Consider the following 23,441-nt stretch of genomic DNA (forward strand, 5'->3'; position numbering starts at 1 on the left):
CGCCGAGACTGGGCAGGAGGCCGCGCGTTGATCGCCAGAACCGCCGTGCCGGACCGGTCCGGGGCCGCGCCGACCGGGTCGCGGCGGGCATCCGCCTGGGCCAGGGCGGCCGCCTCGCTGCTGCCGGGCCTGCTCCTGTGCCTGGGCCTCACCGTCGTGGCGCAGGCGCTGCAGGCCGGCGAGGAGCACCTGACCGGCCATCCCTACGTCGAGGCGCTGGTGCTCGCCATCCTGCTCGGCACGGCCCTGCGCACCGCCTGGGTTCTGGGCGCGCGCTTCAAGGCCGGGATCGCCTTCTCGGCCAAGCAGGTGCTGGAGGTGGCCGTCACCCTGCTCGGCGCCTCGGTCAGCCTCGGGGCCATCGTCGCCTCGGGCCCGGCGCTGCTGGCCGGCATCGTCGGGGCGGTGGCGCTGACCATCCTGGCGAGCTGCGCCCTCTGCCGCATCCTCGGCCTGCCGGTGCGCATGGCGCTGCTGATCACCTCCGGCAACGCGACCGGACCGCTTGGAGATCGAGATCACCGAGACGGCCCTAATTCGTGATCCAACCCGGGCGCAGTCGACCCTGCGACAGTTGAAGGCACTCGGGTTGCGCACCGCCATGGACAATTTTGGGACCGGCTACTCCTCGTTTTCGAACCTGCGCGTAACCGTTCGACAAGATCAAGATCGATGGTTCGTTCATCCGGGCTGTTGACAGCAACGAGCAGACGGCGGCGATCGTACGATCTGTGCTCGGCCTCAGCCGCGGCTTGGGCATGCCCGTTCTCGCCGAGGGCGTTGAGACGCAGGCGGAGCTCCGCTTCCTAGCTGAGGAGAGCTGCCACGAGGCGCAGGGTTATCTGATTGGTCGCCCCGCCGCGATCGGCAGCTTTACTCAGCACACGCATGGCGCTCGACCGGGGGAGATCCAGCCGATCAAAGCAACCTAGAGCTGCGGCAAACCACAGTTTTCTTGGGCGCGGACGGCATCATGCGAGCTGAGTATAGATGTGCCTAGCAGGCAGGTTGTGGCCGTAAGCGGAAGGGCCGCTTCTGAGCAGGCGCGATGCACAAGCAGACGAGCAGGCGTTCCAAGTTCGGCACGAAGCCGCGCGCCGATGCTCTCGGCCAGCCGCACAGCCGGTTCGGTGTATCGCGATCGGCCGCCAACCCGCGATCAGCCGTACGGAACCGAGCGAACCACCGTTCGAACTATCCCGGCAAAAAACATCCAAGGCTGGCCATGTCCGGGTGAGGGCTCCGCCGGGTTCAGCCCGGCCCGTCGCTGGCGGCTGCCAATAGTGGAACCACCACGGCGCTGATGGGCGTCGGGATGAAGTGTGCTTGGCCGCGGTTGAGGATGATCGCGTTCCGCGTTTTCCACTCGAGGGGGCGATCGGCAGTCCGATCGGCGAGTATGGAAGTTCCCATGTCGACCGGACTGGCCTGGAAACGATCGACAATCTCCTGCGGCACCTCGTCTCCCAGGAGTGCGCCCTCGGCCCGGGCGACTTCGAGACACTCCCGCATGTATCGCAAGGTCAGCTCCGCGATGTCCGCGCGATGGAACATGCCGGACCGGCGTCCGGCTAGGACCATCAGGCCGGCGGCCGCGTTCTGGAGAAGCTTGCGCCAAGCGACGGACGTGAAGTCCGAGGTCAGTTCGACCGAGCACCGCGAACCTGACAGCATCTCGAGGACGAGTTGGGACGACGCCTCATCCGGCAAGGTCAAACGGGCCTTGGCGCGCAGCCGGACGGAACCGTCGGGCTGGTTCTCAGCCGGGAACCATACGACGGAAGGGAGTATGGAGCTGCCCGGAACGTGGGGTGCGACAGACGGGACCTGCTCGACGCCGTTCTGCAAGACGCAGACGACCGTGTGCTCATGGCAGAGCGCGGCCAGCCACGGCGCGGCCGCCTCAACCTGGGTCGCCTTCACTGCGAGAAAGACTAGGTCGACAGGACCTTCCGCGCGATCCGGATCAACCTCGATCGGACCCGGAACTCGGACGGAGCCCTCGTCTGCGTTCAAGACCAGGCACTCGCGAGCCGTGCGACCGCAGAGAAACGGCGTCCGCCCCGCCTCGTGCAGGGCTGCGGCGATGGTCGTGCCGATCGCTCCGGGACCGACAACGGCAACTTTGAATTTCATGGACATCAATCCTTGCGTGAGAGATCCCGCTCCGAAAGCTCATTACATCTACCGATGTCGTCGACCTTCGGAACGCCATCCGATGCCCCGTCGCCGCTCACGATCGAGCCTCGGACCCATCGCCGGAGGCGAGCCCGACGTCGCAATCTTCGACGTTCTCAACCAAGCCCCTGGCCCAGCTCCATGAGCCCGTCACGCGGCCGCCCGACGCTGTCTGCGGCTCTTCCCGTCCCTAAGAGATGGGCGGCGGCAAACACTTTCCCGCCCGCGATCAGCGCCCGAGCCCATAACGATCCAGGCGCTCGTCCAGCGTTCCGGTGTGGAGCTCGAACAGATGGTTGTCGTGATCGAAGAAGTAGATGGACCTACCCTCGCCTTCGACGCGAGGACGGCTTGGCTTCACATCCAATCCGAGCTCGACGACACGTGCGAGATGTGCATCGTAGTCACCTTCTTCGATCTTGAACGCGACGTGGTTGTAAGTGCGATCTTGCTGCCCGTCGCCCTCCATGATCGCGAGCCAAAGACCTCCCGCGGTGAAGAAACGTTCCTTCGACAGCGAGAAAATTTGATCGCCGCTGTCGTAAACTCTCTTCGCGCCGAGGATCGATGTCAGAACGGTCTCCATTCGATCGAGATCGCGTACGATGAAGGTGATGTGGCTGAGTCCTCGTATCATGCCGCATTTCCTATCCGGGCTTGCTTCGTTCCGATCACAACAGGGACGACAGCAGTGAATGCGATCACCGGGACCGAGCGTCGACCGGTTCATCGTCGAGGGCATTGATGTTGCGCGGTTGGCAGGATCGTTCGATTTGCCGAAGGCGATCCGGAAGGACGGGCCTTCACGATCGGCCGATCAACTCCAAAATGGCGGCCGTCACCGCGGCAGGATCCTCTCGCGACAATATGTGCCCGGCTGCGTCGATGATCCGACGCTCGTAGGGACCGGTGAAGTACGCGTCATGCGCCTTGGAGTCGTCCGGCGGCTTGCAACCGTCAGTGCCCCCGTGCAGGACGATACTCGGCACCGCTATCCTTGGACGTTCGGCCAGCTTTCGCTCGATCGAAGCGAACTTATCGCTTCCGGGTGCCAATCGGTATCGATGCCTATAACAGTGAAGCACAACGTCAACGAAATGGATATTGTCGAAAGATCGACTCGTTTCGATGTATTGATCGTCGGTGAAGCGCAAATTGGGCGACCAGAGTTGCCATAGCAATTTACAGAGTTCATGCCGGTTTTCGGTCAATCCCTGTGCGCCGCGCTCTGTTCCGAAGTACCATTGATACCAAAATCGGAATTCCTGCTTGGGATGGGCGGGCCGGTGCGCGCTTGCGATGTCTTGGATGTGGTATCCGCCGATGGAGACTAGCCAACGGACGCGCTCCGGCCACAGCGCGGCCGCGATGCAGGCGGCACGCCCGCCCCAATCGTATCCGACCAGACCTGCTTGCTCTATGCCGAGGGCGTCGATGAGGTCGAGCAAGTCCTTGCCCAAGGCCGCCTGTTGACCGCTATGGTCGGCATTACCCTCGAGAAAACGAGTGTGGCCGTAGCCGCGCAGGTAAGGCGCTATGGTCCGGATGCCCGTTCCCGCGAGCCGCTCGACGATTCCGTCCCAAGTGCGCGGATCGTCCGGGAACCCATGAAGGAAAACCACGGGGAAACCGTGCGGCGGTCCCGACTCCTCGTATGCGATCTCCAATTCCGCGGTTCGGCACATCCTCAGTTGCATGGTCTCGTTTCCCTGGTGGGGCGGCAACGTACGACCGCGGCTCGCTCAATCTCGTGGACGGGCGGACCGCGGCCGTCATCCGCGCCGTCGTCGGCGGGGCGGCCCTCCCGACGAATGCGGTGCCGACGTTCGTTGCGCGGGCTCTCGGGTTCCCCGTTCGGCTTGTGCGGATGTCGACCGGGCACGAAGGCGGCGAAATCCGGCGCCTGCCTCCGTGACGGAAAAGCCGGGAGCGTCGACGTGACGAGCGGCTGACTAGGCCTTCGATGTGGAGGCCAGCCGTTCGGGTCGATTCGCTCCCCGCCGGCTCGCCAGATCGAGTTCACCAGCGCATGTTGATGTTCTTGGTCTGGGTGTAGCTGAGCATCTCGTCGAAGCATTCTTCCTCGCCAAGACCGCTCTGCTTCCATCCTCCGTAAGGCGAGCCCAGGTAGCGACCCGTCGAGTTGATCCAAACGTAGCCTGCTTCGATCCGCTCGGCGGTCTCCATAGCCTTTGCGAGGTCGTTGGTGACGATCGCGGCGGTCAAGCCGTATTCGAGCCCGTTTGCCGTGGCGAGCATGTCCTCGTAATCGCCCCACGGCATGATCGACATGACCGGTCCGAAGATCTCCTCTCGGCCGATCCTCATGCTCGGCGTGACGTTGTCGAAAACTGTGGGTGCGATGAAGAAGCCGCGCTGGAGGTCCGGGTTGCTCGGCCTGCCACCGCCCGTGAGGAGCTTCGCGCCCTCAGACTTTGCCGACTCGATGAAGTCCATGATCCGGTCGAACTGCCGCTCGGATACGATCGGGCCGACGTCGTTCTCCCTCAGCCACGGAGCGCCAATGGGGAGGGCCTCGGCGAGCTTCACGATTTCTTCGGCGACCGCTTCGTGGAGCGAGGCATGCACGAGCACGCGTGAGGTCGAACTGCAGGATTGACCCTGCCGGTTCATATTCATGCCCTTGATCGCCGCCGCTGCCGCCTTCTTGGGATCGGAGTCGGGGAAGATGATGATCGGGTTCTTGCCCCCGAGCTCCAGGCTCACCCGCTTCAGACCGGCAGCGGCCTCGCGCGCGATCGCGCGGCCCGTCGCGACCGAACCGACCAAGCCGATGCGCTGAACGTCGCGATGACGCACCAGGGCTGACCCTGTGACAGCGTCGCCCGTGATGACGTTCACGACGCCAGCCGGGAAGATGCCCTCGCACAACTCGCCGAGGCGAAGGCTTGAGAGAGGCGCCTGTTCCGAGCCCTTGATGACTACGCAGTTGCCGGCAGCCAGCGGCGCCGCCGCCTTCTCCGCACAGAACCGGAAGGGATGGTTGAACGGGTTGATCTTCGCCACGACCCCGTAAGGTTGGCGACGCGTGAGGTTGAGGTGGCGTGGCCCTTGGGTCGAAGTATCTCCTTTGATCTCGGTAATAAGACCTGCGAAATATCGCAGCGTGTCCGAGGTCCACGTCATGTCGCCACGCATGCCCACGATGGCGTTGCCGGAGTCGACTGCGTCCATCAAGGCGAGTTCATCTGCGTGCTCCTCGATGCGTTTGGCGAGGAGTTCGAGGCAACGCGCGCGCTCCTTCGGCGTCACGCGCGACCATTCGCGGAAGCCATCCTTGGCTGCGGCGACCGTTCGGTCGACGTCCGCCTCGGTCGCGAAAGGCACATCGCCGAGATTGTCCTTGTTGGAGGGATTGATCGTAGTGAAGCTCCTGCCCTCGGCCGGGTCAACCCATCGGCCGCCAACGAAGAGGCCGCGCGGTTTGAAGTTGAGTTGAGGTGTGTTCATCGTTTAGACCTTCTGGCTTGATAGCGACTTGACGTTCGAGGCATTGCCGTCGGCCGCCCGAGCGGCAGCGTACCGGTAAGCTTTTGGATCGCCCGGTTCGGGCAGGCCTGTTCAGCGCCGTATGAACAGGGCCACCACCGCGCTCGCCGCGCTCGCCGAGGCGACGATGAGGAACACCAACGACGTGTCGTGGTGCGTATCCATGAAGGCACCGATCAGCGGCTCGCCCAAACCCGCGAACAGGTAGGCGAAAAAATTCATCACGCCGGTTGCGGTGCCGGCCCGCTTACGGCCGACCAAGTCCGGGCACAGCGCCCAGAACGAAGTCTGCGGGCCGTAGACAAAAAACCCGCAGAGGAAGAGGACCGCGACGCCAAGATAGACCTCAGTCGTCGGTATCGTGTACATGTAAAGCGACGACACGGCCGCGAGGCCCATGTAAAGCGCGATGGCGAGGTAGCGCTTCGAGTTGAATAGTCGGTCCGAGACCCATCCGTTGGTAGCCGCTCCGATGGCCATGCCGACCGGCAGCGCGACGCTGATCCATCTGGGATCGATGGCCGCTGTTTGAGTGCTCGCTTTGGTCCAGTTCGCGCCCAGGAAATGGACGGGTACCCAGACGATCAGGCCGTAGCGCGCCGAGTTCTGGAAGCCAATGGCCAAGCCGCCGATCAGCAGGCGCCAGTTCTTAAGAACGGCTTTGTATCGCTGGAAAGATGTTTCGTCGTCGGCGACATAGTCCTCTGCCTGATCTACCGCGTCATCGTGCGGTGAAGCGAAGCCCATATCCTCGGGACGCTCACGGGCGACGAGGTAGAATGTTATGCCGCCGACCAGGAGCAGGAGCACCGGGATGCGGAAGATCCAGCGCCAATCTAGATGTAGATACTGTACGACGATCAACGAGGTAACGAACGAGAGTACCGAGGCCATTCCGGCTGCGAACGTATAGCAGCCGAAGACCGTGCCGCGTTCGTGCCGCCCCCACCAGTTCGACAGCAGCCGGCTGCCTGCAGCCCAGCCCATAGCCTGGAAGTAGCCATTGACCGTCCACAACGCTCCCAGGGAGAAGACTCCCGTCGCGAAGCTGACCATCCAGTTCATGGCGCAGGACAGGATCGCGCCGGTACTCATCACTCGCCGGCCGCCGAACTTGTCGGCCAGGTTGCCGTTGATCGCTTGACCTACGGCATAACCCCATAGCAAGCCTGCACTGACCCAGCCTAGGGTCTCTTTGGTGACGCCGAATTCGGCTTGGATGCCTGGAATGGCGAAGCCAAAAGTCTGCCGGCCCGTATAGAAAAAGAAGTAGCAAAACATCGCCGCCAACAGCATACGCCATTGCGCGCGACGGAATGAGGTCTTGGCTCGGCTTTCGGCATAGCCAGTCACGCCCACTTGCGCGGTGCTCATCGTAGTTCCCTCCCAGGGAGCTGTGATAAAAATGTTTTTGGGCAGCGAGGATGTTATGTTTATTCGCTTACCCAAATAATTCTCAGTTCATTGATGCCACGGTATTGACCATGTTCTGACATCGGTGAAACTTTTCATGGCCTCGACGACACCCTCCTTGTAGCCAAGCCCCGAATCCTTGATCCCGCCGAACGGCGACATCTCGATCCGATAGCCTGGAACCTCCCAGATGTTGACGGTGCCGACCTCAAGCTCAGCGACGAAGCGGCTGACGTAGTCGAGGCGGTTGGTGCACACGCCTGAGGACAGCCCATAAGCGGTCGAGTTCGAGATGCGGATCACCTCGGCGATATCGTCGGGGCAGCGGACGAGCGGGATGACCGGGCCGAACGTCTCCTGGTGCACCAACTCGCAGTCATCGGGGATCCGATCCACGACCGTCGGGTGGAACAGCGCCCCCTCTGCGCGCTTCCCATGGAGGACCTCCGCGCCCTTCGACACGGCATCGTCCACCCGCGCCTGGAAGAGCGCGGCCGAGCGCGCGTTAATTACCGTGCCGACATCCGTCTCCGGATTGGCTGGGTCGCCGCACTTCAGACGCTTCGCTTTCTCGACGACCAATTTCGAAAAGGCGTCCGCGACACTGTCCACAACGAGGATGCGCTTGACCGCCGTGCAGCGTTGTCCCGAGTTTTTCGTAGCTCCGATCACCGCGAGTTCGGCCGCCCGGTCGAGGTCAGCGTCCTCCATGACGATCAGCGGGTCGTTGCCGCCTAACTCCAGTACGATGCGCTTATAGCCAGCCGTGCTCGCGATGTGCTTACCCACCCGCACCGAGCCCGTGAAGGTCACCAGATCCGCGTCCGGATCGGTGATCATCGCGTCGCCCATTGTGGACGGGTTGCCCGTGACTACCGAGAGCATCTCCGGCGGCAGGCCAGCCTCGTACAGCACGTCGGCGAGCGCCAGCGCCGTCAGCGGCGTGAGTTCCGTCGGCTTGAGCACCGTGCGGTTGTTGGTGGCGATGGCCGGCGCGAGTTTGTGACTGACCATGTTGAGCGGGTGGTTGAACGGTGTGATAGCGGAGATCACCCCGAGCAGCGGCAGGCGCGTCGTGTAGATCTTGCGCGCTTTGCCGTTGGGCGAGACGTCGCACGAGTAGATCTCGCCATCGTCCTTGATCGTCAGCTGAGCGGCGAAAGACCAGACGTCGTAGGCGCGGCTCGCTTCGTAGAGCGCGTCCTTCCAGCACAGGCCAGATTCGGCGGTGATGAGCGCCGCGAACGTCTCCTTGCGATCGCGCAGCAACTCGGCGGTGCGCTGCAGGATCTGTTGGCGTTCGTACCGCGTCAGTTTCGGCTTGAACGCGCGTGCCTTGGCGAAGGCCTCGCGCACGTGCTCGGGGCGCGCGGCCGGCACGAGGCCGACGAGGCTGCCGTCATAGGGGTTGCGGACCTCGACCTGGTCGGTGGTGTCGACCAGCTTGCCGGCGACCCGCATGGTCTCGTGCCGAACAGGCGGCTTGACATTGACGTTCATGAGTTCACCGAACGAGGTTCAAGGCGACGTCGAAGACATCGAAGTTGCGCAGCTTCCGCCCCGCGGGAACCTCGATCTTGCGATTGGCGATCATCGGCACCTTCTGTTCCGTCAGGCCGCCGTGTGAGCGTAGAGGCTCGGTCAGGCCGGATAGATCGTGCCGAGCAGCGGTCGTGCCGATCACGTTGTGTTTACCCGACAGCACCACGACGTCGCCGATCCGGTCGGCTGGCAGTTCGAACAGATGACAGGCTTCCTCATTGGAGATGACCATCGTGATCCCGTCGACTTTCTTGACGAGGTCGATCACAGCGTCGCGCTTGTCATGCTCGACGTAGACGGTGGCGAAGGAGCCGAGCGAGCCGTGGTGGGCGACGTAGGGATCGGTGATCGGCAGGAGGACGCGCGTGGTTCCGGCACCGAGCGTCTCGTCCAGGATCTCCTGCAGATAGATCACGTTCGGCCGTCCGTTCGGGAGATACTTGTCGTTCATGCCGTGATCGGCCGTCATCACGAGCGTGCAACCCGCGGCATCCAGTTCGCCGACATAGCGATCCAACATGGCGTAGAAGCTATTGGCCAGCTCTGAACCCGGTGCCGCCTTATGTTGCACGTAGTCGGTGGTCGACAGGTACATCACATCCGGGCGGAAGCTTTTCAGTATCTTTACGCCGGCGGCGAAGACAAATTCCGACAGATCTGCCGAGTAAACTTCCGGCAGCGGCAAGCCGACAAAGTCGAGCACGTCGTCGATGCCGTTCTCGGCCTTGTTGGCCTTATCAGCCTTCTCGGACGAGAAGGCGATCGCGGTGCCGCTCGTGAAGTCGAGACCCTTGCCGAGCAGAGTGCGCAGCTTGTCCTTGGCGGTCACCATCGCGACCTTCATGCCCGCCTTCTGGAACTCGGCCAGGATGGTCGGCGCGCGCAGGAAGCGTGCGTCGTTCATCATCACCTCGACGCCCGCTTCGCGGTCGTAGAAGTAGTTGCCGGCGATGCCGTGGACCGACGGCGGTCGTCCGGTAATGACCGAGAGGTTGTTTGGGTTGGTGAAGCTCGGGATGACCGCGGAAGCCGTTGTGTTCGCGCCGGTGCTCATCAAACGGTCGAGGTTTGGGGCAAGCCCTTTCTCAATCGCGGCCTCGATGTAGCCGGGCTCCGAACCGTCGATGAGCATGACCACGACAGGCTGGGTCGGTCGGCGATAGGGCCGGCCGTTGGCGACCACGTCCGCTCCGGGATTGGCATGCATGTTCATGGTGACCTCCCTCAAGCCGCTTCGGTCAGGACCGCTTCGTGACTGCCGATGAAGTTGCGGCCGCGCTCGCCGACCAACGCATCCTCAATCGCCCCTCGCCAATCCTCGGTTGTGACGCCGTAATCGGTGGCTCGGGTCGAGACACCGAGGCTCTTGAGGAGGCCTTCGAGTCTGTCCGCCCCGGCTCGGAGATCGGGCCCGAAGATGCGTTCGAGGACCGCGTCGCAGGTCGGGTCATGGCCGATGACGCTGCGCATCACGGCAGGCAGGCTGAACGAGCAGGCGATCCCATGCACCGTGCCGTGATGGAGGGTCAGGTAGTAGGAAAGAGAGTGGGCGAGCGCTGTCTTGGTGTTGGAGAAAGCCAAACCCGCGGACAGACTCGCCCGCGCGATCCGGGTACGAAGGCCCAGATCGTCAAGGTGATCGACGAGCGCTGGTAGAGCTTCAAGAACCTCGGTCGCCGCGTAGACCGCATGATTGGCGGACACCGGATTGGCGTTAACGTTCCAGATGCTCTCCAGGGCGTGAGAGAGGGCATCGAGTCCCGTGCTCAGCGTGAGGCCGCGCGGTACGCGCAGTGTCAGCGACGGGTCCAGGATGGCGTGCTCCGGATAGAGTTCGGGACGCGCCAGCGAGTATTTTTTCTTCGCATCGGTGTCCCAGACAGTCGCCCAGGACGTGACCTCGCTGCCCGTGCCGGAGGTGGTCGGAATCGCGATAATCGGGAGCCGGCCGAGAGTTTCCGGGCCGGCGCGGCCCTCGAGAAAGGCCTGGACGCGCGAGAAATCCTTTCCGGAAGCAGCGAGCACCTTGGCCGTATCGATGACCGAGCCGCCGCCCAATGCGACGATGACCTCGGGCGTGCTGCTCGCCCGGCCGAACTCCGCGCAGTTCCCGCGCAAGCCGTTGAAGCTTGGATTGGGCTCGACGTCCCGAACAATCGCGCTGGGGGCGCTGGCGGAACACGCTACCGCCTCGGTAAGTTCATCGAAGTACGGGTTGTCGCTGTAGGTGACCAGGCAGTACCGCCGTCCGGCCAGCTTTTCCTTTAGGCTCCCAAGAGCCCCTTCGCCAAAGGTAATATTGACGGGATTGACGTATTTCCAGTACATTGGCATGCCACGCACCTCCCAAAATTGTTCTTGCCAGTCAGGAGACGCGTATTTACGTTCGATGTCGAATTGATTGTTTTTCTCCTGTCTATAGAAAAAACCTATGAGGTACACGCAGCTCCGCGCCTTCCATGCGGTTGCCCAGGCCGGCACCGTCACTGCGGCCGCACAGGCGCTGCACGTGAGCCAGCCGACGCTCACGACACAGATTCGTGCCTTGGAAGAACACTACGCTGTTGAGCTTTTCGTGCGCACCGGCGGTCGCCTGCACCTCACCGAAGCCGGCCGTCAACTTCAGCAGATCGCACAACGCCTGTTCGCAGACGAGGCGGAGGCGCGGCACTTCTTGCTGGAAAGTCAGGGGTTACGGACCGGCCACCTCCAGATGGGTGCCGTCGGTCCTTTCCATGCGACTGAAATGCTGGTCGCGTTCCATGCTCGCTATCCCCAGATCGAGATATCGGTCTCGGTCGGCAACTCGCAACGTGTGCTGCAGGACCTGCTAGAATTCCATACCGATGTCGCGGTCCTAGCCTATGTCGAGAACGATCCGCGCTTGTGGGTGTCACAGTATAGCAAGGACGCCATCATCGTTTTTGCGCGTTCGGATCACCCGCTGCTTCGGCCGGAGCGCACGGGCGTTCGAATTTCCGAACTGCACGGTGTTGCGATGGTCGCGCGCGAGCTCGGGTCGAATACGCGTCGGGCCACCGACGCGGCGATGAAGAAGGCCGGCGTTAAGCCGAAGATCATCATGGAGATCGGCAGTCGCGAGGCTGTACGGGAGGCCGTCGCGAGCGGCGTTGGGTTTGGGGTAGTCTCAAGCGCCGAGTACGTGCCTGATTCTCGTATCGCCTGTCTACCGTTCCTAGATGTCGAGATTTACAACGATTCGAACATTGTTTGCCTGCGGGACCGTCGTAATTCCCGACTGATCAAAGCGTTCATCGATTCAGCTCTAGAGAAATCGAAAATATGATGATCTATTGCAATTCTGATCAATGTTCGAGGATTGCGCTTGTTTTATGAAAATGTTTTATCAATCGATTTTCACGCCGGGACGCACAGCACCGCTTAAGCTTGCATGATAGCTCGTCCTATTGGGCAGTCGCCATTCGATCTGCCGTCTTGAGTGGCTCTCCATTGAGTTTGGTGGATCGCGCTGCGAGGAAAAAGCGGCGACGCAGAAGGTCGAGCTTGGCCCGGCCGGACATGAAGCGCTTCAGCAACTTGAGGCGGTTGGCCGGTGATGCGCAGCACGTTCGTCACGGTGCGCCGACCCGGAACCAGGATCGCGCCGATCAGCAGAAGCTGGGCATGGCGCCAGGAGCGATGGACGAACAGCGGCGCGAACGCCAGGTTGATCCCGGCGAAGCGGCAGGCAAGGACGGCATGGCGGTGTCTCTTGGCGGGGACGCCACCAGCCTATTCACCACGCCCGCTTCGTCACCTCAGCTCAATCAACACGCCGGAAATGGCCAAAGTCGAGCTTATACCAACCCTCATTGATCAGGACCGATGCGCCCACGTGCGCAGGCCGATGGACATGATGCGCCAGGGCTGGTCGATGAGGTTGCGCCAAGCGTCGCGGCAATGATCGAGGATGTCGGCGTAGGTTGTGAAGACGCGGTTGCCGAGCCAGTTGTCGCGCACGAACTGCCAGAGGTTCTCGACCGGGTTGAGTTCGGGAGAGCGCGCCGGCAGCGGCAGTAGGGTGATATTGGCGGGCACTACGAGGTTTCGGGTCGTGTGCCAGCCGGCCTGATCGAGCAGCAGGACGGCGTGCGCGCCGGGTGCGACAGCGCTCGCGATCTCTTCGAGGTGCAGGCTCATCGCTTCGGTGGTGCAGCGGGGCATGACGAGCCCGGCTCCCGCGCCGCGGGCCGGGCAGATCGCGCCGAAGATGTAGGCCGAGGCGGTGCGCTGATCCTTGGGCGCTGATGGGCGGGTGCCGCGTTTGGCCCAGCGGCGGGTGATGGTGTTCTTCTGGCCGACGCGGGCCTCGTCGGAAAACCAGATCTCTATCGGCTTCCCGCCCGTGGCCTGGGCGATCTCTGCCAAGCGGGCGGGGAAAGCTTTTTAAAAGCGGGGATGGCGTCCGGGTCCTGAGCGTGGTGGCGCGGGCGGGCCGAGAGCTTGGCGTAGCCCATGGCCCGCAGGACCCGGCTCCGCGTCTGCTCGGACACCGAGACGCCGTGGTCCTCGAACAGGATCTGGGCCAGATCAACCAGCCGCCAGCGCACCACCCCGTGCGCGGCCGGCAACGGGCCCTGCTCGACCAGGGAACGCAGTGCCGCCCGCCTCTCGGCGTCCAGGCGCGGGCGGGCGCCGGGGGCCTTGCCGCCGATCAGCCCGTCCGGGCCCTGCGCGTTAAATGCCACGACCCAGTCTCGCACCGTCTGAAGCCCGACCCCGCCGAGAGCGGCAGCGGCCGATCGCGAGCCGCCCGCGTAGATCGCCGACAGGGCCAGCATGCGTCGGGTTTGGGCGGGATCGCGTAACACCTTGGCCAGGGCGCGCAGACCCTCGGCGTCGAAGTCCGAGCGCAGCGGCACCGGAGCAGCCATTCCAGCCTCCTTAGGCTCCAAACCCAAGGATTGAATCACCCCGCAGCCACCAACGCTAACCCCGTGAGTCGCCCTCAATGAGGGTTGGTATTAGGCCGGCTCCGGATCGGAGTGGTACGCTCCGCCGGGATGCTTAACGACCCGTGAAAGTCAGCATTTTCGCGTTTGCGACAGATCCGATGCGATCACGTAGGGCCAGCTCGCCGCGTTCGGCCAAAGTACGAACAAAGCTGCGACTGTGGTGACGTAGGTGACCGCGACCACCATCAGCACCATCGACCAGAGCCGTTCACCGCCGCCGCGCAGAACCGCGTTCCAACCGGCATGCAGGATCGCGGCGCATATCACGCAAGCGAGGACGAACGGGCTCATGAGAGCGGCTCGGGATTGTCAGTGCGGCGCCAACCGGTCCTGATCAGCGAGGTAGAGGCTGCTGAACGACCGCTCTCTTCGCAAGATGCGGTGATAGGGCGAGCATGATCGGGACTACGGCCAGCGCGGTCCCAGCCCCCGCAATTGCCGCCCAGCTCGGCCCGACGGCGTCGCCTAGCCGGCCGTAAAGCAGAGGGATCGCCAGTGCGCTGCCGCCGAGCGTGCAGGTGTAGAACGTCGCGAACGCCTGCTCGACCCGGCCGCCCGGGGCCAGTTCCGGTACCGTGCCGTACAGTACCGACGAGGTGCCGTTGAGCATCACGCCCAGAACCGGCAGCAGGATCAAGACGGGCGCGAGCGGGAGCGTGATCACGGCCAGGATCGCCAGGGCGGTACCGGCTTCGGTGACGATCACGGTCGTCGTTACGCCGAGGCGCTCTCCGAGCCGGCCGCAGACGGCTTTGCCCAGCGCGCCACCGACGAACGTCAGCGAGAGCGCAAGGCCCACCGTGGTCAATGCCGCCCCCTTCGCCTGCAGCAGGAACGGGAGGTACAGCAGGAAGGCTGGGCGCGCCGCGTTGTCGAGCGTGCCGATGGCGACAAGCAGCCAGAAGCCGATCCGTTCGGTTCCTGCATGATGCGGCTTGCCCGCTGGCGGGGCTTCGCCCTGCGACTCCGCTGGCGAGGCAGGATCACGCGGGAGCAGCAGGCCCACACCGAGCGCGACCACCACACCCATTCCGGCGACGATCCAGAGGGCCATGCGCCAGCTTAAGAGCGTCAGCAGGAGGCCGACGAGGGCCGGCAGCGACGCTTTCCCGAGATCGCCGGTGAAGTTGTAGGTGCCGAGCGGCCCCCGTGCGCTCCGCCCGTAGGCCCGGGCGACCACCGCTGAGGCCAGAGGATGCTGTGTGCTGCTGCCCGCCCCACCCAGTGCGAGACCGGCGCACAAGCCGAGCAAGCCGCCCGACGCTCCCGCGATTGTATAGCCGACCGCGCTGAGCAGGGTGCCGAGTACCAGCACGGTACGGGCACCGAGCACCTGCCCCAGATGGCTGGCCGGAATTTGCAGCGCGGCCATCGTGCCGCTGTAGAGGGTGCGCAGCAGCCCGAGGGCGACGTAGCCCAGGCCGAACTCAGCCTGCAGGACCGGCAGGAGCACATAGATCAGGTCCGTGTAGCCGTCGTGCAGGGCATGGTTGATGCCGGTCGCTATCAGCGTGCGTGATGCATCCTGGGACGAAGCAACCGCCCGAGGCGAGGTAAGCTGTGGTGTGAGCGTCATCCTGCTTCCTGGGGACTGTCAGCAATTCCGTGTTGGGGGCGGCGGATTGAACATCAGGCCGTCATGGCCCTTGTGAAGCGCTCGCCGAAGATGACGGCGAACTGCGCCTTGGCCATGACCCACTCACGCGGTCCCATCTTCCACGCCTTCTCGGAGCGGTTCAAGACCAGGTAGAGCAGCTTCAGCGCGGCCTCGTCGGTCGGGAAGTAACCGCGGGCACGCATAGCCCGGCGCAGCGTTGCGTTCAGGGCCTCGATGGCGTTGGTGGTGTACAGGATCCGGCGAGCCTCGCCGGGGAAGGCGTAGAACGGGATCACCTCGCCCCAGGCCCGTCGCCAGCTCTGGGCGATGGCCGGGTAGCGCCGACCCCCCTCGCCCGCCTCGAAGGCCGCCAAGGCCGCCTCGCCGGCGGCGGCATCGAGCGCGCGGTAGATGTCCTTCAGCGCGGCTGCCACGAGCTTGCGGTCCTTGTAGGAGACGAAGTCGAGGCTGTGGCACAGGAGGTGGACGATACAGGTTTGGACCAGCGCCTCGGGGAACACCGCCCGGATCGCCTCGGGGAAGCCCTTCAGGCCGTCGACCACGGCAAGCAGCACGTCCTCGACGCCGCGGTTCCTGAGCTCGTTCATGACCCGCAACCAGAACTTGGCGCCCTCGTTCTGCTCCAGCCACAGGCCGAGGATCTCCTTGGAGCCGTCGGCGCGCACGCTGAGCGCAATGTGGACGGCCTTGTTGCGGACCACGCCCTCGTCGCGCACCTTGATCCGCAGGGCTTCGAAGAACACGATCGGATAGACCGGCTCCAGCGGCCGGGCCTGCCAGGCGGCGACCTCCTCCAGAACCGCGTCGGTCACCGCGCTGATCAGGTCGGGTGAGACCTTGATGCCGTAGAGCTCGCGCAGGTGCCCGACGATCTCCCGGGTGCTCATGCCGCGGGCGTATATCGACACGATCTTGTCGTCGAAACCCGGGAAGCGGCGCTGATAGCGCGCGATCAGCTGCGGATCGAACGTCGCCTTGTCGGTCGCGCGGGATCGCCAGCTCGATCCGGCCTGTCTCGGTCGTGACCGTCTTGCGGCCATAGCCATTGCGCGTGTTGACGGCGTCCTCGCCCGCCAGATGGTGGTGTCCATCTCGGCGTTGAACGCCCGCTCGGCCAGGGCCTTCTTCAGCTCGTCCAGCAGGCCGTCGGCCTCGAACGCCATCTTCGGATCAGCCCCAGCCAGCAGCTGATCCAGGATCGTATCAGGGATACGGGGTGCTTTGCGTCGTGCCATCGGGAACCTCCTTCGGATCCACTATGGCCGCCCCCACACCAAATTCCTGACAGTCCCGGCGGGAGCGGTCGCTGGCAATCGCAGCCAGCCGTGCCGCGTCGCTCGCATCGAGGAGCACGCATACCGTCTGAGCCATCGCCCAGACTCGCACGTCTCGCCGTCAGCGTGAATCTTCGGTCCGCGTCACTGCACTAGCCTGTTCCAGATCGTTGCTGCCGATCATGACGTGCGTGAACATACTTCCTCTCCAGACAGGGGCTACATCCCAGGGCGTACAGTCCTGGACCAATGGGTCAGACCCGGCGCCAGCCCGGCTGCAACGAGTCGATGAGCTTGCGGTTGACCGGCGCGATCCCGCAAATGGCGATTACGGCGGGCTCGGACCCGTCACGGACGACGCCATCGTAGTGCGCCGTGCCCGCGACCCGGCGCACGAAGCTGCCCGCCTTCACTGGCACGCAGGCAGTGGGGTCGAAGTCTGGCCCGCTGTTGCACCACCACGTACCGGACAGAACCAAGCAGTAGGCGTCGCTTATGTAGGTATGCGGCGCGCTCATGTAGCCCGGCCACCACCGAGTCAAGGTGTAGTACAGACCAGTGTCCTCGGGGTTGCCGGTGAGTTCGCACCGGTCGACGCTGCGCTCGGGATAGCCCTTCGCCGGTACCCATTGCAGCGCATCGGGCGGCCGGATGACGGTCTGTTCGGGATTGAGTGGGCTGGCTGCTGCCTGATCGGCGAGCAGCGGGCTCAGCGTCATCGGGATAACGCCGAGGAGCGAGGCCGAGAGCAGGTCGCGACGGCTGGCCGCCAAACCAGCGACTTCCGGATCGTTCATGTAATATCCGTCCCTTAGTTGCCGTGCAGGCTATTAATGTTGTCGAAGAAGAGCTCATGCAGGTCGGTTGGCTTCGCCGAAATGAGGCCGATCTGGTTCATGAATTTCGCGAAGGCCATGAAATTCTTGGGCGTCATCGTCCACTCGTTTTCCGGCGTGCGGATGATCTCTTCGACCTGCGCGACCGACATGTCTTTGATGTTTTCGGCTTTCAGCCAAAGGGTTGCCGCAGCGGCGGGGTCGGCCTTGATCTGATCGAGAGCTTCTCGAAGCGCGTCGACGAAAGCTTCGACGATCTTCGGGTTGGCGTCGCGAAACTCGGTGCTCGTCCATACGGCATTGTACGTATGGGGACCGCCGAGCACTTCGTAGCTGTCGAGGACCTTGTGGATTCCAGGCGTTGCCAACTCCTTGTACACGAACGGCGCCGAGCTGACGTGCGCGTCGACGTCCGATTTGCCACCGAGGAGCGCCGCCAACGCGTCCGGATGGCTGAGGGACACGGTGAGCGGGTTGAGCTTGTCGGCCTGCCCGTTTCCGAACGCCCTCTCCGCCGCCATCGCCAACATAACGGCCTGAATCGACGTGCGCACCGCAGGCAGCGCGATCCTGTCTTTCGACGTGAAGTCGGCGATCGTCTTCACCTTGGGATTCGAGGTGACAAGATAGAGCGGCATCGCGTTCAGTGTGCCGACGCCCCTGACCTTGACGTTCGTGCGCGTCATGTCCCAAGTGGTCAGCAACTGGGTAACGCCACCCGCAGCGAAAGCGATCTTGCCGGACACCAGCGCTTCGCGCATGGGCGCCGGGGTGGGAAAGCGTTGCCACTGCGTGGCGACGCCGACGCCGAGCGAGGCCGCATGCTTCTCCAGCAGCTTCTCCTCTTTCATGATCGTGAACGGCAGGTATGAGATGCCTTCCCCTGTCGACGCGCCGGTCACGACAACAAATTTCTGTCGCGTGTCAGACATCGGCACGCTCCCTTCCTGCCCCCGCGGCGGGCGAACGTTCTGTGGCCGGCCATTGTCGCTCTGAGCAGATCCACTATTGGGCGCGCACGCCAGTGCGACGACGATAACCCAAGCTTTATTCCAAAGCATTTTGAAATCCTTCCGTAAACTGAGCTCTAATACTGCTAATTTTGCTTCGCTCATGCATGTTGCAACAACATTCGCACCAGTCGCGAAATGTTGGCGCCATAAAAGACGAGGAATACCGTTGGACGTTATGCTATTATTGTCTAGTAGCGCCGTCTTCAGATTGTCTCAAGGAGTTATAACGGCAAAAACTACAACATTAGCGTAGTAAATCTGTTTAATTTTCTGTGATCAGATACATATTACTATATTTTCATTAATATAATCTGCTACTGCGGTCTTATTTTTATTGCAATTGTACAAGCGGTTACAATGCATCATTGCACGAGGTTGAGTGCAACGTCGAACACGTCGAAGTTGCGCAGCGTTCGTCCCACCGGAACTTCGATCCTGCGGTTGGCGATCATCGGGACGGTCTGCTCGGTCAGGCCGCCATGCGAGCGCAGCGGTTCTGTCAGGCCCGATAGATCATGCTTGGCCGCGGCGGTGCCGATCACGTTGTGTTTACCCGACAGCACCACGACGTCGCCGATGCGGTCGGCCGGCAGCTCAAACAGGTGGCAGGCCTCCTCGCTGCTCAAGACGAGGGTGATGCCATCGAGCTTCCTGACCAGATCGAGCACGGCCTGCCGCCGCTCGGGCTCGACGTAGACGGTGGCGAAGGAGCCGAGCGAGCCGTGGTGGGCGACGTAGGGATCGGTGATCGGCAGGAGGACGCGCGTGGTTCCAGCGCCGAGCGCCTCGTCTAGAATCTCCTGCAGGTAGATCACGTCTGGCTGTCCGTCCGGGAGGTGCTTGTCGTTCATGCCGTGATCGGCCGTCATCACCAGGGCGCAGCCCGCTGCGTCGAGTTCGCCGACGTAGCGGTCGAACATGGCGTAGAAGGCGTCGGCGACCGTTGAGCCCGGACCGGCCTTGTGCTGCACGTAGTCGGTAGTCGACAGGTACATCACATCCGGTTTGAACGTCCGCAACAGCTTGACGCCCGCGGCGAAGACGAACTCGGACAAGTCGGCGGAGTAAACCTCTGGCAGCGGCAGGCCGACGAAGCCCAGCACGTCGTCGATGCCGTTCTCGGCCTTATTCGCCTTGTCGGCCTTCTCGGACGAGAACGCGACCGCAGTGCCGGTGGCGAAGTCGAGTCCCTTGCCAAGCAGCGTGCGCAACTTGTCTTTGGCGGTGACCATCGCGACCTTGCAGCCGGCCCCCTGGAACTCTGCCAAGATGGTCGGAGCGCGCAGGAAGCGAGCGTCGTTCATCATCACCTCGACGCCCGCTTCGCGGTCGTAGAAGTAGTTGCCGGCGATGCCGTGCCAGGCGGGCGGGCGTCCGGTGATGATCGAGAGGTTGTTGGGGTTGGTGAAACTCGGGATGACCGAGAGCGCCGTTGTGCTGGCGCCGGTCTTCATGATGCGGTCAAGGTTCGGGCATAAGCCCTTGGCGATCGCCGCCTCGATGTAGCCCGGCTCTGAACCGTCGATGCAGATTACAACGACCGGAGCCGCGGGACGACGATAGAGACGGCCGTTCACCTGCACCGGCTTGTCGGCAATCATTCCGTCAGTCATGTCTATGATCCTTCTTTGGTACGAATGGCCATCAGGCGAGGCATCGGCGTTACGATGCCTTACCGCCGGATGATGAGGGCGGAGCCGGCGCTGCCGAGGCAGAGGCAAGCCACGATTGGGAAGATGACGGCGGTGTTGCCGGTGTTGTCCATCAGGTGGCCGATGATCGGCTCGCCGACGCCGGCGCACGCGTAGGACATGAAGTTGAGCAGGCCGGTCGCCGTGCCGGCTAGCCGGCGGCCGAAGATGTCGGGGCAGAGCGCCCAGAACGAGGACGCCGGCCCGAAGACGAAGAAGCCGCAGAGCAGCAGCGCTGCAACGCTGATCGCGCTCCCCTGGGGGAGAACTTCCATCACGAGGGCCACGGCCGCCGCCAGGAGCATGTAGGTGATGATCGCAAGGTAGCGGCGGGAGCGGAACGCGATGTCGGAGACCCAGCTATTGGTCGAGGCGCCGAAGGCCATGCCGATCGGCAAGGCGAGGGTGATCCAGATTGGGTCGATCCCGCCCGCACCGGCCTTCCAGTTTGGGCCGAGGAAGTGCACCGGCACCCAGACGATCAGCGCGTAGCGGGCGGCGTTCTGGCAACCGATCGAGACGCCGGTCGCGTACAGCCTCCAGTTCCGCAAGACCGCCAAGTAGCGCTCCCTGCTGGTCGACGCGGCGGACGATTCGGCCTCGGCGCGCTCGGCCGGCGCCTTGTCATCCGCCGGTCCTTCGAGGCCAACATCCTCCGGGCGCTCGTTGACCGCGAAGTACATCACCAGCGCGCCGACGAGCATCATCGGCACGCAAAGGCGGAAGACCCACGGCCATTCGAGGTGCAGGTGCCCGAGGACAACGATGGGGACGAGATAGGCCAGGACCGAGGAGAACCCGGACGCACCGACATAGAAGGAGTAGACGAACCCGCGGTTCTTGTGCCCCCACCAGTTGGAGAGCAGGCGGCTCCCTGGAGCGAAGCCCATCGACTGGAAGTAGCCGTTGAGCGCCCACGCTACGAGGAGCGGGATGAATCCCGTCGCGAAGCTCGTCGCCCAGTTGGCCGCGAACGACAGGACGGCCCCTGCAAGCATCAGCTTGCGGCCGCCGTATTTGTCGCCGAGATTGCCGTTGATGGACTGCCCGAGCGCGTAGGCCCACAGCATCGAGGCGCTGACCCACCCGAGCGCCTCCTTCGAGAGATTTAAGTCCCTCTGTATGCCGGGCACGGCGAAGCCGAACGTCTGCCGACCCAGGTAATAGAACAGGTAGCAGAACGAAACGCCGATCAGGACGACCCATTTCTGATTGGCATAAGTATACGTCGTCGTGATCGGCGCCGCGATCCGGCTTTGAGGTGGCTCTGATACCTGCAGCATGTTTCCTCCTCCGGGGCGGAGATCCTGCCGCGCCTTTTTTGTTCTCCCTAAGCCGCGATTGCTGGTTTGCTACGTCGTACATTGGGAAATTGCGGCACGGGCAGCCGTAGCCGGCCAAAGCCGGAGGAAAAATTGAAAAATTGTCGGCGATATGTGACTTTTGGTTCATGAGATACCGTGACTTACCTCTCGGCGCGCTGCGCACGTTCGCGATCGTCGCGGAGGCGGGCACGGTGACGCGCGCGGCGGAAGTTCTGGGCGTCACTCATAGCGCGGTCAGCAAACAGCTCCGCGTTCTGGAGGATCTACTTGGCCAAGCGGTGTTCATACGCAACGGACGACGGCTCGCGCTCTCGCCCTTTGGGGAGTTGCTGTCCGCGAGGATCGGGCCGGCACTGCGCGAGATGTCGGAGGCGTTCGAACAGGTCCACCGCCATCGCGGGCGACGCATCATAACGGTCGAGGCGCCGGCCACATTCGCCATGCATTGGTTGATGCCGCGTTTGCACAAGTTCAAGGCCGTGGAACCGCAGGTGGATGTCTGGGTATCCACGCGCGTGACCGGACAGAAGCCGGACACATCGCGTCACGATGTCGTGATCATTCGTGGCGAGCACCAGCCACTACACCTGAGCGACAGAAGCCCGCATACCATCCTCGTCGAGCAGATGACTCTCATAGCTCCGGGACATCTTCCGAGGGACGATCGCCTCGTGCATCCGAAGGATATCCGCGGATATCCAATGATCGGATCATCGACGCGCCCGGACGATTGGTCTCGGTGGTTGAAGCTGGCGGGGTTAGATTTCGCCATGCCGGGCGGCGGCCACCGCTTCGACCATCTGTTCGTCGCGATGCAAGCAGTCCGTGACGGTCTTGGTATAACCGTCGCACCGAAGAATCTTTTTGGAACTCAGTTGCAGCGCGGCGATCTCGCATGCCCTTTTCCGGATCTGTGGTTTGAAGGGATGCCCTACATCGGTTATCAGTTTGGAAATAATACAGGGCATATCGCTGTAAAATTTCTGTCTTGGCTTTCTGGTGAGGAGCAAATTAGGTGACTGATGACTTTTAAAATTAAAAATATCAAAGATTTTGTGCTGCAATTTGATTGATATAGCGTTGCTTGGGAATGCTTTAACGCGAGAATAAGCTCTAAATATGCTTGAGAGAGTGGTGAGTTGTCAGAGCTGAGCGATCGAAAAAGTACGCTGGGAATGGTTCGATTCAGGTATGCCTTTATCGAACCGGTCAGAATCTGGTCTGATAAAGATCACCATTCGATCCAAATCGAACTTCCTCAGTCTGAGCTCTCATAACGAACCGCGCAGACTCGAACCTGCTGGGATGGTCAGCTAAATGCAGGAAAGGACCCAATGGTCCCACGAGCTGCGCTCGTCATTTTACCGTTCCGTAACTCGGCCCTTCTGCGAATAGTCCGGCATGGTAGCCGTCACGATGAAGGTCCGCTATTGGGAAAGCACCCGAGGCTGCTCGAATGACCGGGATGGGCGCCAGGCGGAAGGTCCGCTGTTGGACCTAGATCTAACGTCCGCGCTCCAGCCTTCTCGGGCGTTCGATCAGGCCGCTTCCGTACTATCTAGGCGCGGACGATGGAGCTGTCGATGCATCGACATACCGGGCGAGGAAGTTGCGCGTCAGCCAGGCGATCTCGTCCGTCGCCTCGTCCAGCGCGAAGTGACCAGCATCGAGGATGTGCAACTCAGCCTCCGGCAGGTCGCGCAGATAGGCTTCCGCCCCGGGTACGATGAAGGACGGGTCGAAGCGGCCCCACAGCACAAGCGTCGGCAGCGGATGAGCGCGCATCCACGCCTGCCAAGCCGGGTACGACGCCACGTTCGTGCGGTAGTCGTAGAGGAGGGCCGCCTGGATGTCCCGCTCACCGGGCCGGGACAGGATAGCGTACTCGTCCGCCCAGGTGTCCGGGTTGTACCGCTCGGGGTTAGGGCTGGTGCCGAGATGGCGCTGCTTGGCCGCTTCCAGGGACGTGAAGGCGTCGACCTGCTCGGGATGAGCCGCGGGGTCGGCCCAGTACTGGGCGATGCCCTGCCACTTGGCCCCAAGTCCCTCCGCATAGGCGTTGGCG

At 62.9% G+C, this 23,441-nt stretch carries 20 protein-coding genes and 2 pseudogenes; 5 read left to right on the top strand and 17 right to left on the bottom strand.

Features of this window, described 5'->3' with window-relative positions; translation table 11 throughout:
• Window positions 1–27: 27 nt before the first annotated feature.
• Together MKL01_RS01790 and MKL01_RS01795 are read left to right on the top strand one after the other, a co-directional pair.
• Window positions 28–495, top strand: a pseudogene (locus MKL01_RS01790) (putative sulfate exporter family transporter); the annotation flags it as partial.
• Window position 496: 1 nt separating this feature from the next.
• Window positions 497–932: pseudogene (locus tag MKL01_RS01795) on the top strand (EAL domain-containing protein); the annotation flags it as partial.
• Between the two features lie 319 nt (window positions 933–1,251).
• Here MKL01_RS01795 and MKL01_RS01800 read toward each other — a convergent pair.
• The 8 genes from MKL01_RS01800 to psrA form a co-directional block, all read right to left on the bottom strand.
• Window positions 1,252–2,136: an oxidoreductase gene (locus tag MKL01_RS01800; protein WP_243903520.1), complete on the bottom strand. Its 885-nt coding sequence runs from the start codon at window positions 2,134–2,136 to the stop codon at window positions 1,252–1,254.
• Window positions 2,137–2,407: 271 nt separating this feature from the next.
• Window positions 2,408–2,815 (bottom strand): FosX/FosE/FosI family fosfomycin resistance hydrolase, encoded by a 408-nt coding sequence (gene fosX / locus MKL01_RS01805; protein ID WP_243903521.1) that lies wholly within the window; start codon window positions 2,813–2,815, stop codon window positions 2,408–2,410.
• A gap of 166 nt (window positions 2,816–2,981) precedes the next feature.
• Window positions 2,982–3,875, bottom strand: a complete 894-nt coding sequence (locus MKL01_RS01810) for an alpha/beta fold hydrolase (RefSeq protein WP_243903522.1) — start codon at window positions 3,873–3,875, stop codon at window positions 2,982–2,984.
• 322 nt (window positions 3,876–4,197) lie between these two features.
• The gene (locus tag MKL01_RS01815; RefSeq protein ID WP_243903523.1) at window positions 4,198–5,649 is read right to left on the bottom strand and encodes an aldehyde dehydrogenase family protein; all 1,452 of its coding nucleotides are present in this window, start codon (window positions 5,647–5,649) and stop codon (window positions 4,198–4,200) included.
• A gap of 111 nt (window positions 5,650–5,760) precedes the next feature.
• Window positions 5,761–7,062: an MFS transporter gene (locus MKL01_RS01820; RefSeq protein WP_243903524.1), complete on the bottom strand. Its 1,302-nt coding sequence runs from the start codon at window positions 7,060–7,062 to the stop codon at window positions 5,761–5,763.
• An 87-nt stretch (window positions 7,063–7,149) separates the two neighbouring features.
• Window positions 7,150–8,601, bottom strand: a complete 1,452-nt coding sequence (gene phnY / locus MKL01_RS01825; RefSeq protein ID WP_243903525.1) for a phosphonoacetaldehyde dehydrogenase — start codon at window positions 8,599–8,601, stop codon at window positions 7,150–7,152.
• 4 nt (window positions 8,602–8,605) lie between these two features.
• Entirely contained in the window at window positions 8,606–9,850 is a 1,245-nt protein-coding gene (gene phnA / locus MKL01_RS01830; protein ID WP_243903542.1) for a phosphonoacetate hydrolase, read from the bottom strand.
• 17 nt (window positions 9,851–9,867) lie between these two features.
• Window positions 9,868–11,085 (bottom strand): iron-containing alcohol dehydrogenase PsrA, encoded by a 1,218-nt coding sequence (psrA, locus tag MKL01_RS01835; protein WP_243903526.1) that lies wholly within the window; start codon window positions 11,083–11,085, stop codon window positions 9,868–9,870.
• Between psrA and MKL01_RS01840 the strand changes: the two genes are divergently transcribed.
• The gene (locus tag MKL01_RS01840; protein WP_243903527.1) at window positions 11,075–11,950 is read left to right on the top strand and encodes a LysR substrate-binding domain-containing protein; all 876 of its coding nucleotides are present in this window, start codon (window positions 11,075–11,077) and stop codon (window positions 11,948–11,950) included. The two genes, psrA and MKL01_RS01840, sit on opposite strands and share 11 nt — an antisense overlap.
• Window positions 11,951–12,183: 233 nt before the next feature.
• Window positions 12,184–12,480, top strand: a complete 297-nt coding sequence (locus tag MKL01_RS01845; protein ID WP_243903528.1) for a hypothetical protein — start codon at window positions 12,184–12,186, stop codon at window positions 12,478–12,480.
• Here MKL01_RS01845 and MKL01_RS01850 read toward each other — a convergent pair.
• From MKL01_RS01850 to MKL01_RS01885, 8 genes are all read right to left on the bottom strand, one after another.
• Window positions 12,481–13,538, bottom strand: a protein-coding gene (locus MKL01_RS01850; RefSeq protein ID WP_279604341.1) for an IS630 family transposase whose coding sequence is annotated in 2 segments (ribosomal slippage) — window positions 12,481–13,046 and window positions 13,046–13,538 — 1,059 coding nt in all. Because the reading frame shifts where the segments join, the coding sequence is not laid out codon by codon here. It abuts the gene before it with no gap.
• A 150-nt stretch (window positions 13,539–13,688) separates the two neighbouring features.
• Complete coding sequence (locus tag MKL01_RS01855; RefSeq protein WP_243903530.1) at window positions 13,689–13,910, bottom strand: hypothetical protein; 222 nt, start codon at window positions 13,908–13,910, stop codon at window positions 13,689–13,691.
• 43 nt (window positions 13,911–13,953) lie between these two features.
• Window positions 13,954–15,195, bottom strand: coding sequence for an MFS transporter (locus tag MKL01_RS01860; protein WP_243903531.1), 1,242 nt, complete (start codon window positions 15,193–15,195; stop codon window positions 13,954–13,956).
• Between the two features lie 53 nt (window positions 15,196–15,248).
• Window positions 15,249–16,472 (bottom strand): IS256 family transposase, encoded by a 1,224-nt coding sequence (locus MKL01_RS01865; protein ID WP_243903532.1) that lies wholly within the window; start codon window positions 16,470–16,472, stop codon window positions 15,249–15,251.
• A 293-nt stretch (window positions 16,473–16,765) separates the two neighbouring features.
• Window positions 16,766–17,308 carry a hypothetical protein gene (locus MKL01_RS01870; RefSeq protein WP_243903533.1) on the bottom strand — a complete coding sequence of 181 codons (543 nt, stop codon included), beginning with the start codon at window positions 17,306–17,308 and terminating at the stop codon, window positions 16,766–16,768.
• Window positions 17,309–17,322: 14 nt separating this feature from the next.
• On the bottom strand, window positions 17,323–18,279 hold the full coding sequence (locus tag MKL01_RS01875; RefSeq protein ID WP_243903543.1) for an ABC transporter substrate-binding protein: 957 nt from the start codon (window positions 18,277–18,279) through the stop codon (window positions 17,323–17,325).
• 443 nt (window positions 18,280–18,722) lie between these two features.
• Window positions 18,723–19,973: a phosphonoacetate hydrolase gene (phnA, locus tag MKL01_RS01880; protein ID WP_243903534.1), complete on the bottom strand. Its 1,251-nt coding sequence runs from the start codon at window positions 19,971–19,973 to the stop codon at window positions 18,723–18,725.
• A 59-nt stretch (window positions 19,974–20,032) separates the two neighbouring features.
• The gene (locus MKL01_RS01885; protein ID WP_243903535.1) at window positions 20,033–21,334 is read right to left on the bottom strand and encodes an MFS transporter; all 1,302 of its coding nucleotides are present in this window, start codon (window positions 21,332–21,334) and stop codon (window positions 20,033–20,035) included.
• Window positions 21,335–21,501: 167 nt separating this feature from the next.
• Here MKL01_RS01885 and MKL01_RS01890 point away from each other — a divergent pair, with 167 nt between their 5' ends.
• Complete coding sequence (locus MKL01_RS01890) at window positions 21,502–22,395, top strand: LysR substrate-binding domain-containing protein (protein WP_243903536.1); 894 nt, start codon at window positions 21,502–21,504, stop codon at window positions 22,393–22,395.
• Between the two features lie 535 nt (window positions 22,396–22,930).
• Here MKL01_RS01890 and MKL01_RS01895 read toward each other — a convergent pair.
• Window positions 22,931–23,441 (bottom strand): alpha/beta fold hydrolase (locus MKL01_RS01895; protein ID WP_243903537.1); only part of this gene is annotated, 511 nt, incomplete at its 5' end.

The sequence above is a fragment of the Methylobacterium sp. J-070 genome, from assembly GCF_022829385.1.
Taxonomy (GTDB): Bacteria; Pseudomonadota; Alphaproteobacteria; order Rhizobiales; family Beijerinckiaceae; genus Methylobacterium.

Excerpts from the sequence above, each read along its gene's own strand:
- MKL01_RS01800 (WP_243903520.1), bottom strand. The coding sequence starts at position 2,136 with ATGAAATTCAAAGTTGCCGTTGTCGGTCCCGGAGCGATCGGCACGACC.
- fosX (WP_243903521.1), bottom strand. The coding sequence starts at position 2,815 with ATGATACGAGGACTCAGCCACATCACCTTCATCGTACGCGATCTCGAT.
- MKL01_RS01810 (WP_243903522.1), bottom strand. The coding sequence starts at position 3,875 with ATGCAACTGAGGATGTGCCGAACCGCGGAATTGGAGATCGCATACGAG.
- MKL01_RS01815 (WP_243903523.1), bottom strand. The coding sequence starts at position 5,649 with ATGAACACACCTCAACTCAACTTCAAACCGCGCGGCCTCTTCGTTGGC.
- MKL01_RS01820 (WP_243903524.1), bottom strand. The coding sequence starts at position 7,062 with ATGAGCACCGCGCAAGTGGGCGTGACTGGCTATGCCGAAAGCCGAGCC.
- phnY (WP_243903525.1), bottom strand. The coding sequence starts at position 8,601 with ATGAACGTCAATGTCAAGCCGCCTGTTCGGCACGAGACCATGCGGGTC.
- phnA (WP_243903542.1), bottom strand. The coding sequence starts at position 9,850 with ATGCATGCCAATCCCGGAGCGGACGTGGTCGCCAACGGCCGGCCCTAT.
- MKL01_RS01840 (WP_243903527.1), top strand. The coding sequence starts at position 11,075 with ATGAGGTACACGCAGCTCCGCGCCTTCCATGCGGTTGCCCAGGCCGGC.
- MKL01_RS01845 (WP_243903528.1), top strand. The coding sequence starts at position 12,184 with ATGAAGCGCTTCAGCAACTTGAGGCGGTTGGCCGGTGATGCGCAGCAC.
- MKL01_RS01855 (WP_243903530.1), bottom strand. The coding sequence starts at position 13,910 with ATGAGCCCGTTCGTCCTCGCTTGCGTGATATGCGCCGCGATCCTGCAT.
- MKL01_RS01860 (WP_243903531.1), bottom strand. The coding sequence starts at position 15,195 with ATGACGCTCACACCACAGCTTACCTCGCCTCGGGCGGTTGCTTCGTCC.
- MKL01_RS01865 (WP_243903532.1), bottom strand. The coding sequence starts at position 16,472 with ATGGCACGACGCAAAGCACCCCGTATCCCTGATACGATCCTGGATCAG.
- MKL01_RS01870 (WP_243903533.1), bottom strand. The coding sequence starts at position 17,308 with ATGAACGATCCGGAAGTCGCTGGTTTGGCGGCCAGCCGTCGCGACCTG.
- MKL01_RS01875 (WP_243903543.1), bottom strand. The coding sequence starts at position 18,279 with ATGTCTGACACGCGACAGAAATTTGTTGTCGTGACCGGCGCGTCGACA.
- phnA (WP_243903534.1), bottom strand. The coding sequence starts at position 19,973 with ATGACTGACGGAATGATTGCCGACAAGCCGGTGCAGGTGAACGGCCGT.
- MKL01_RS01885 (WP_243903535.1), bottom strand. The coding sequence starts at position 21,334 with ATGCTGCAGGTATCAGAGCCACCTCAAAGCCGGATCGCGGCGCCGATC.
- MKL01_RS01890 (WP_243903536.1), top strand. The coding sequence starts at position 21,502 with ATGAGATACCGTGACTTACCTCTCGGCGCGCTGCGCACGTTCGCGATC.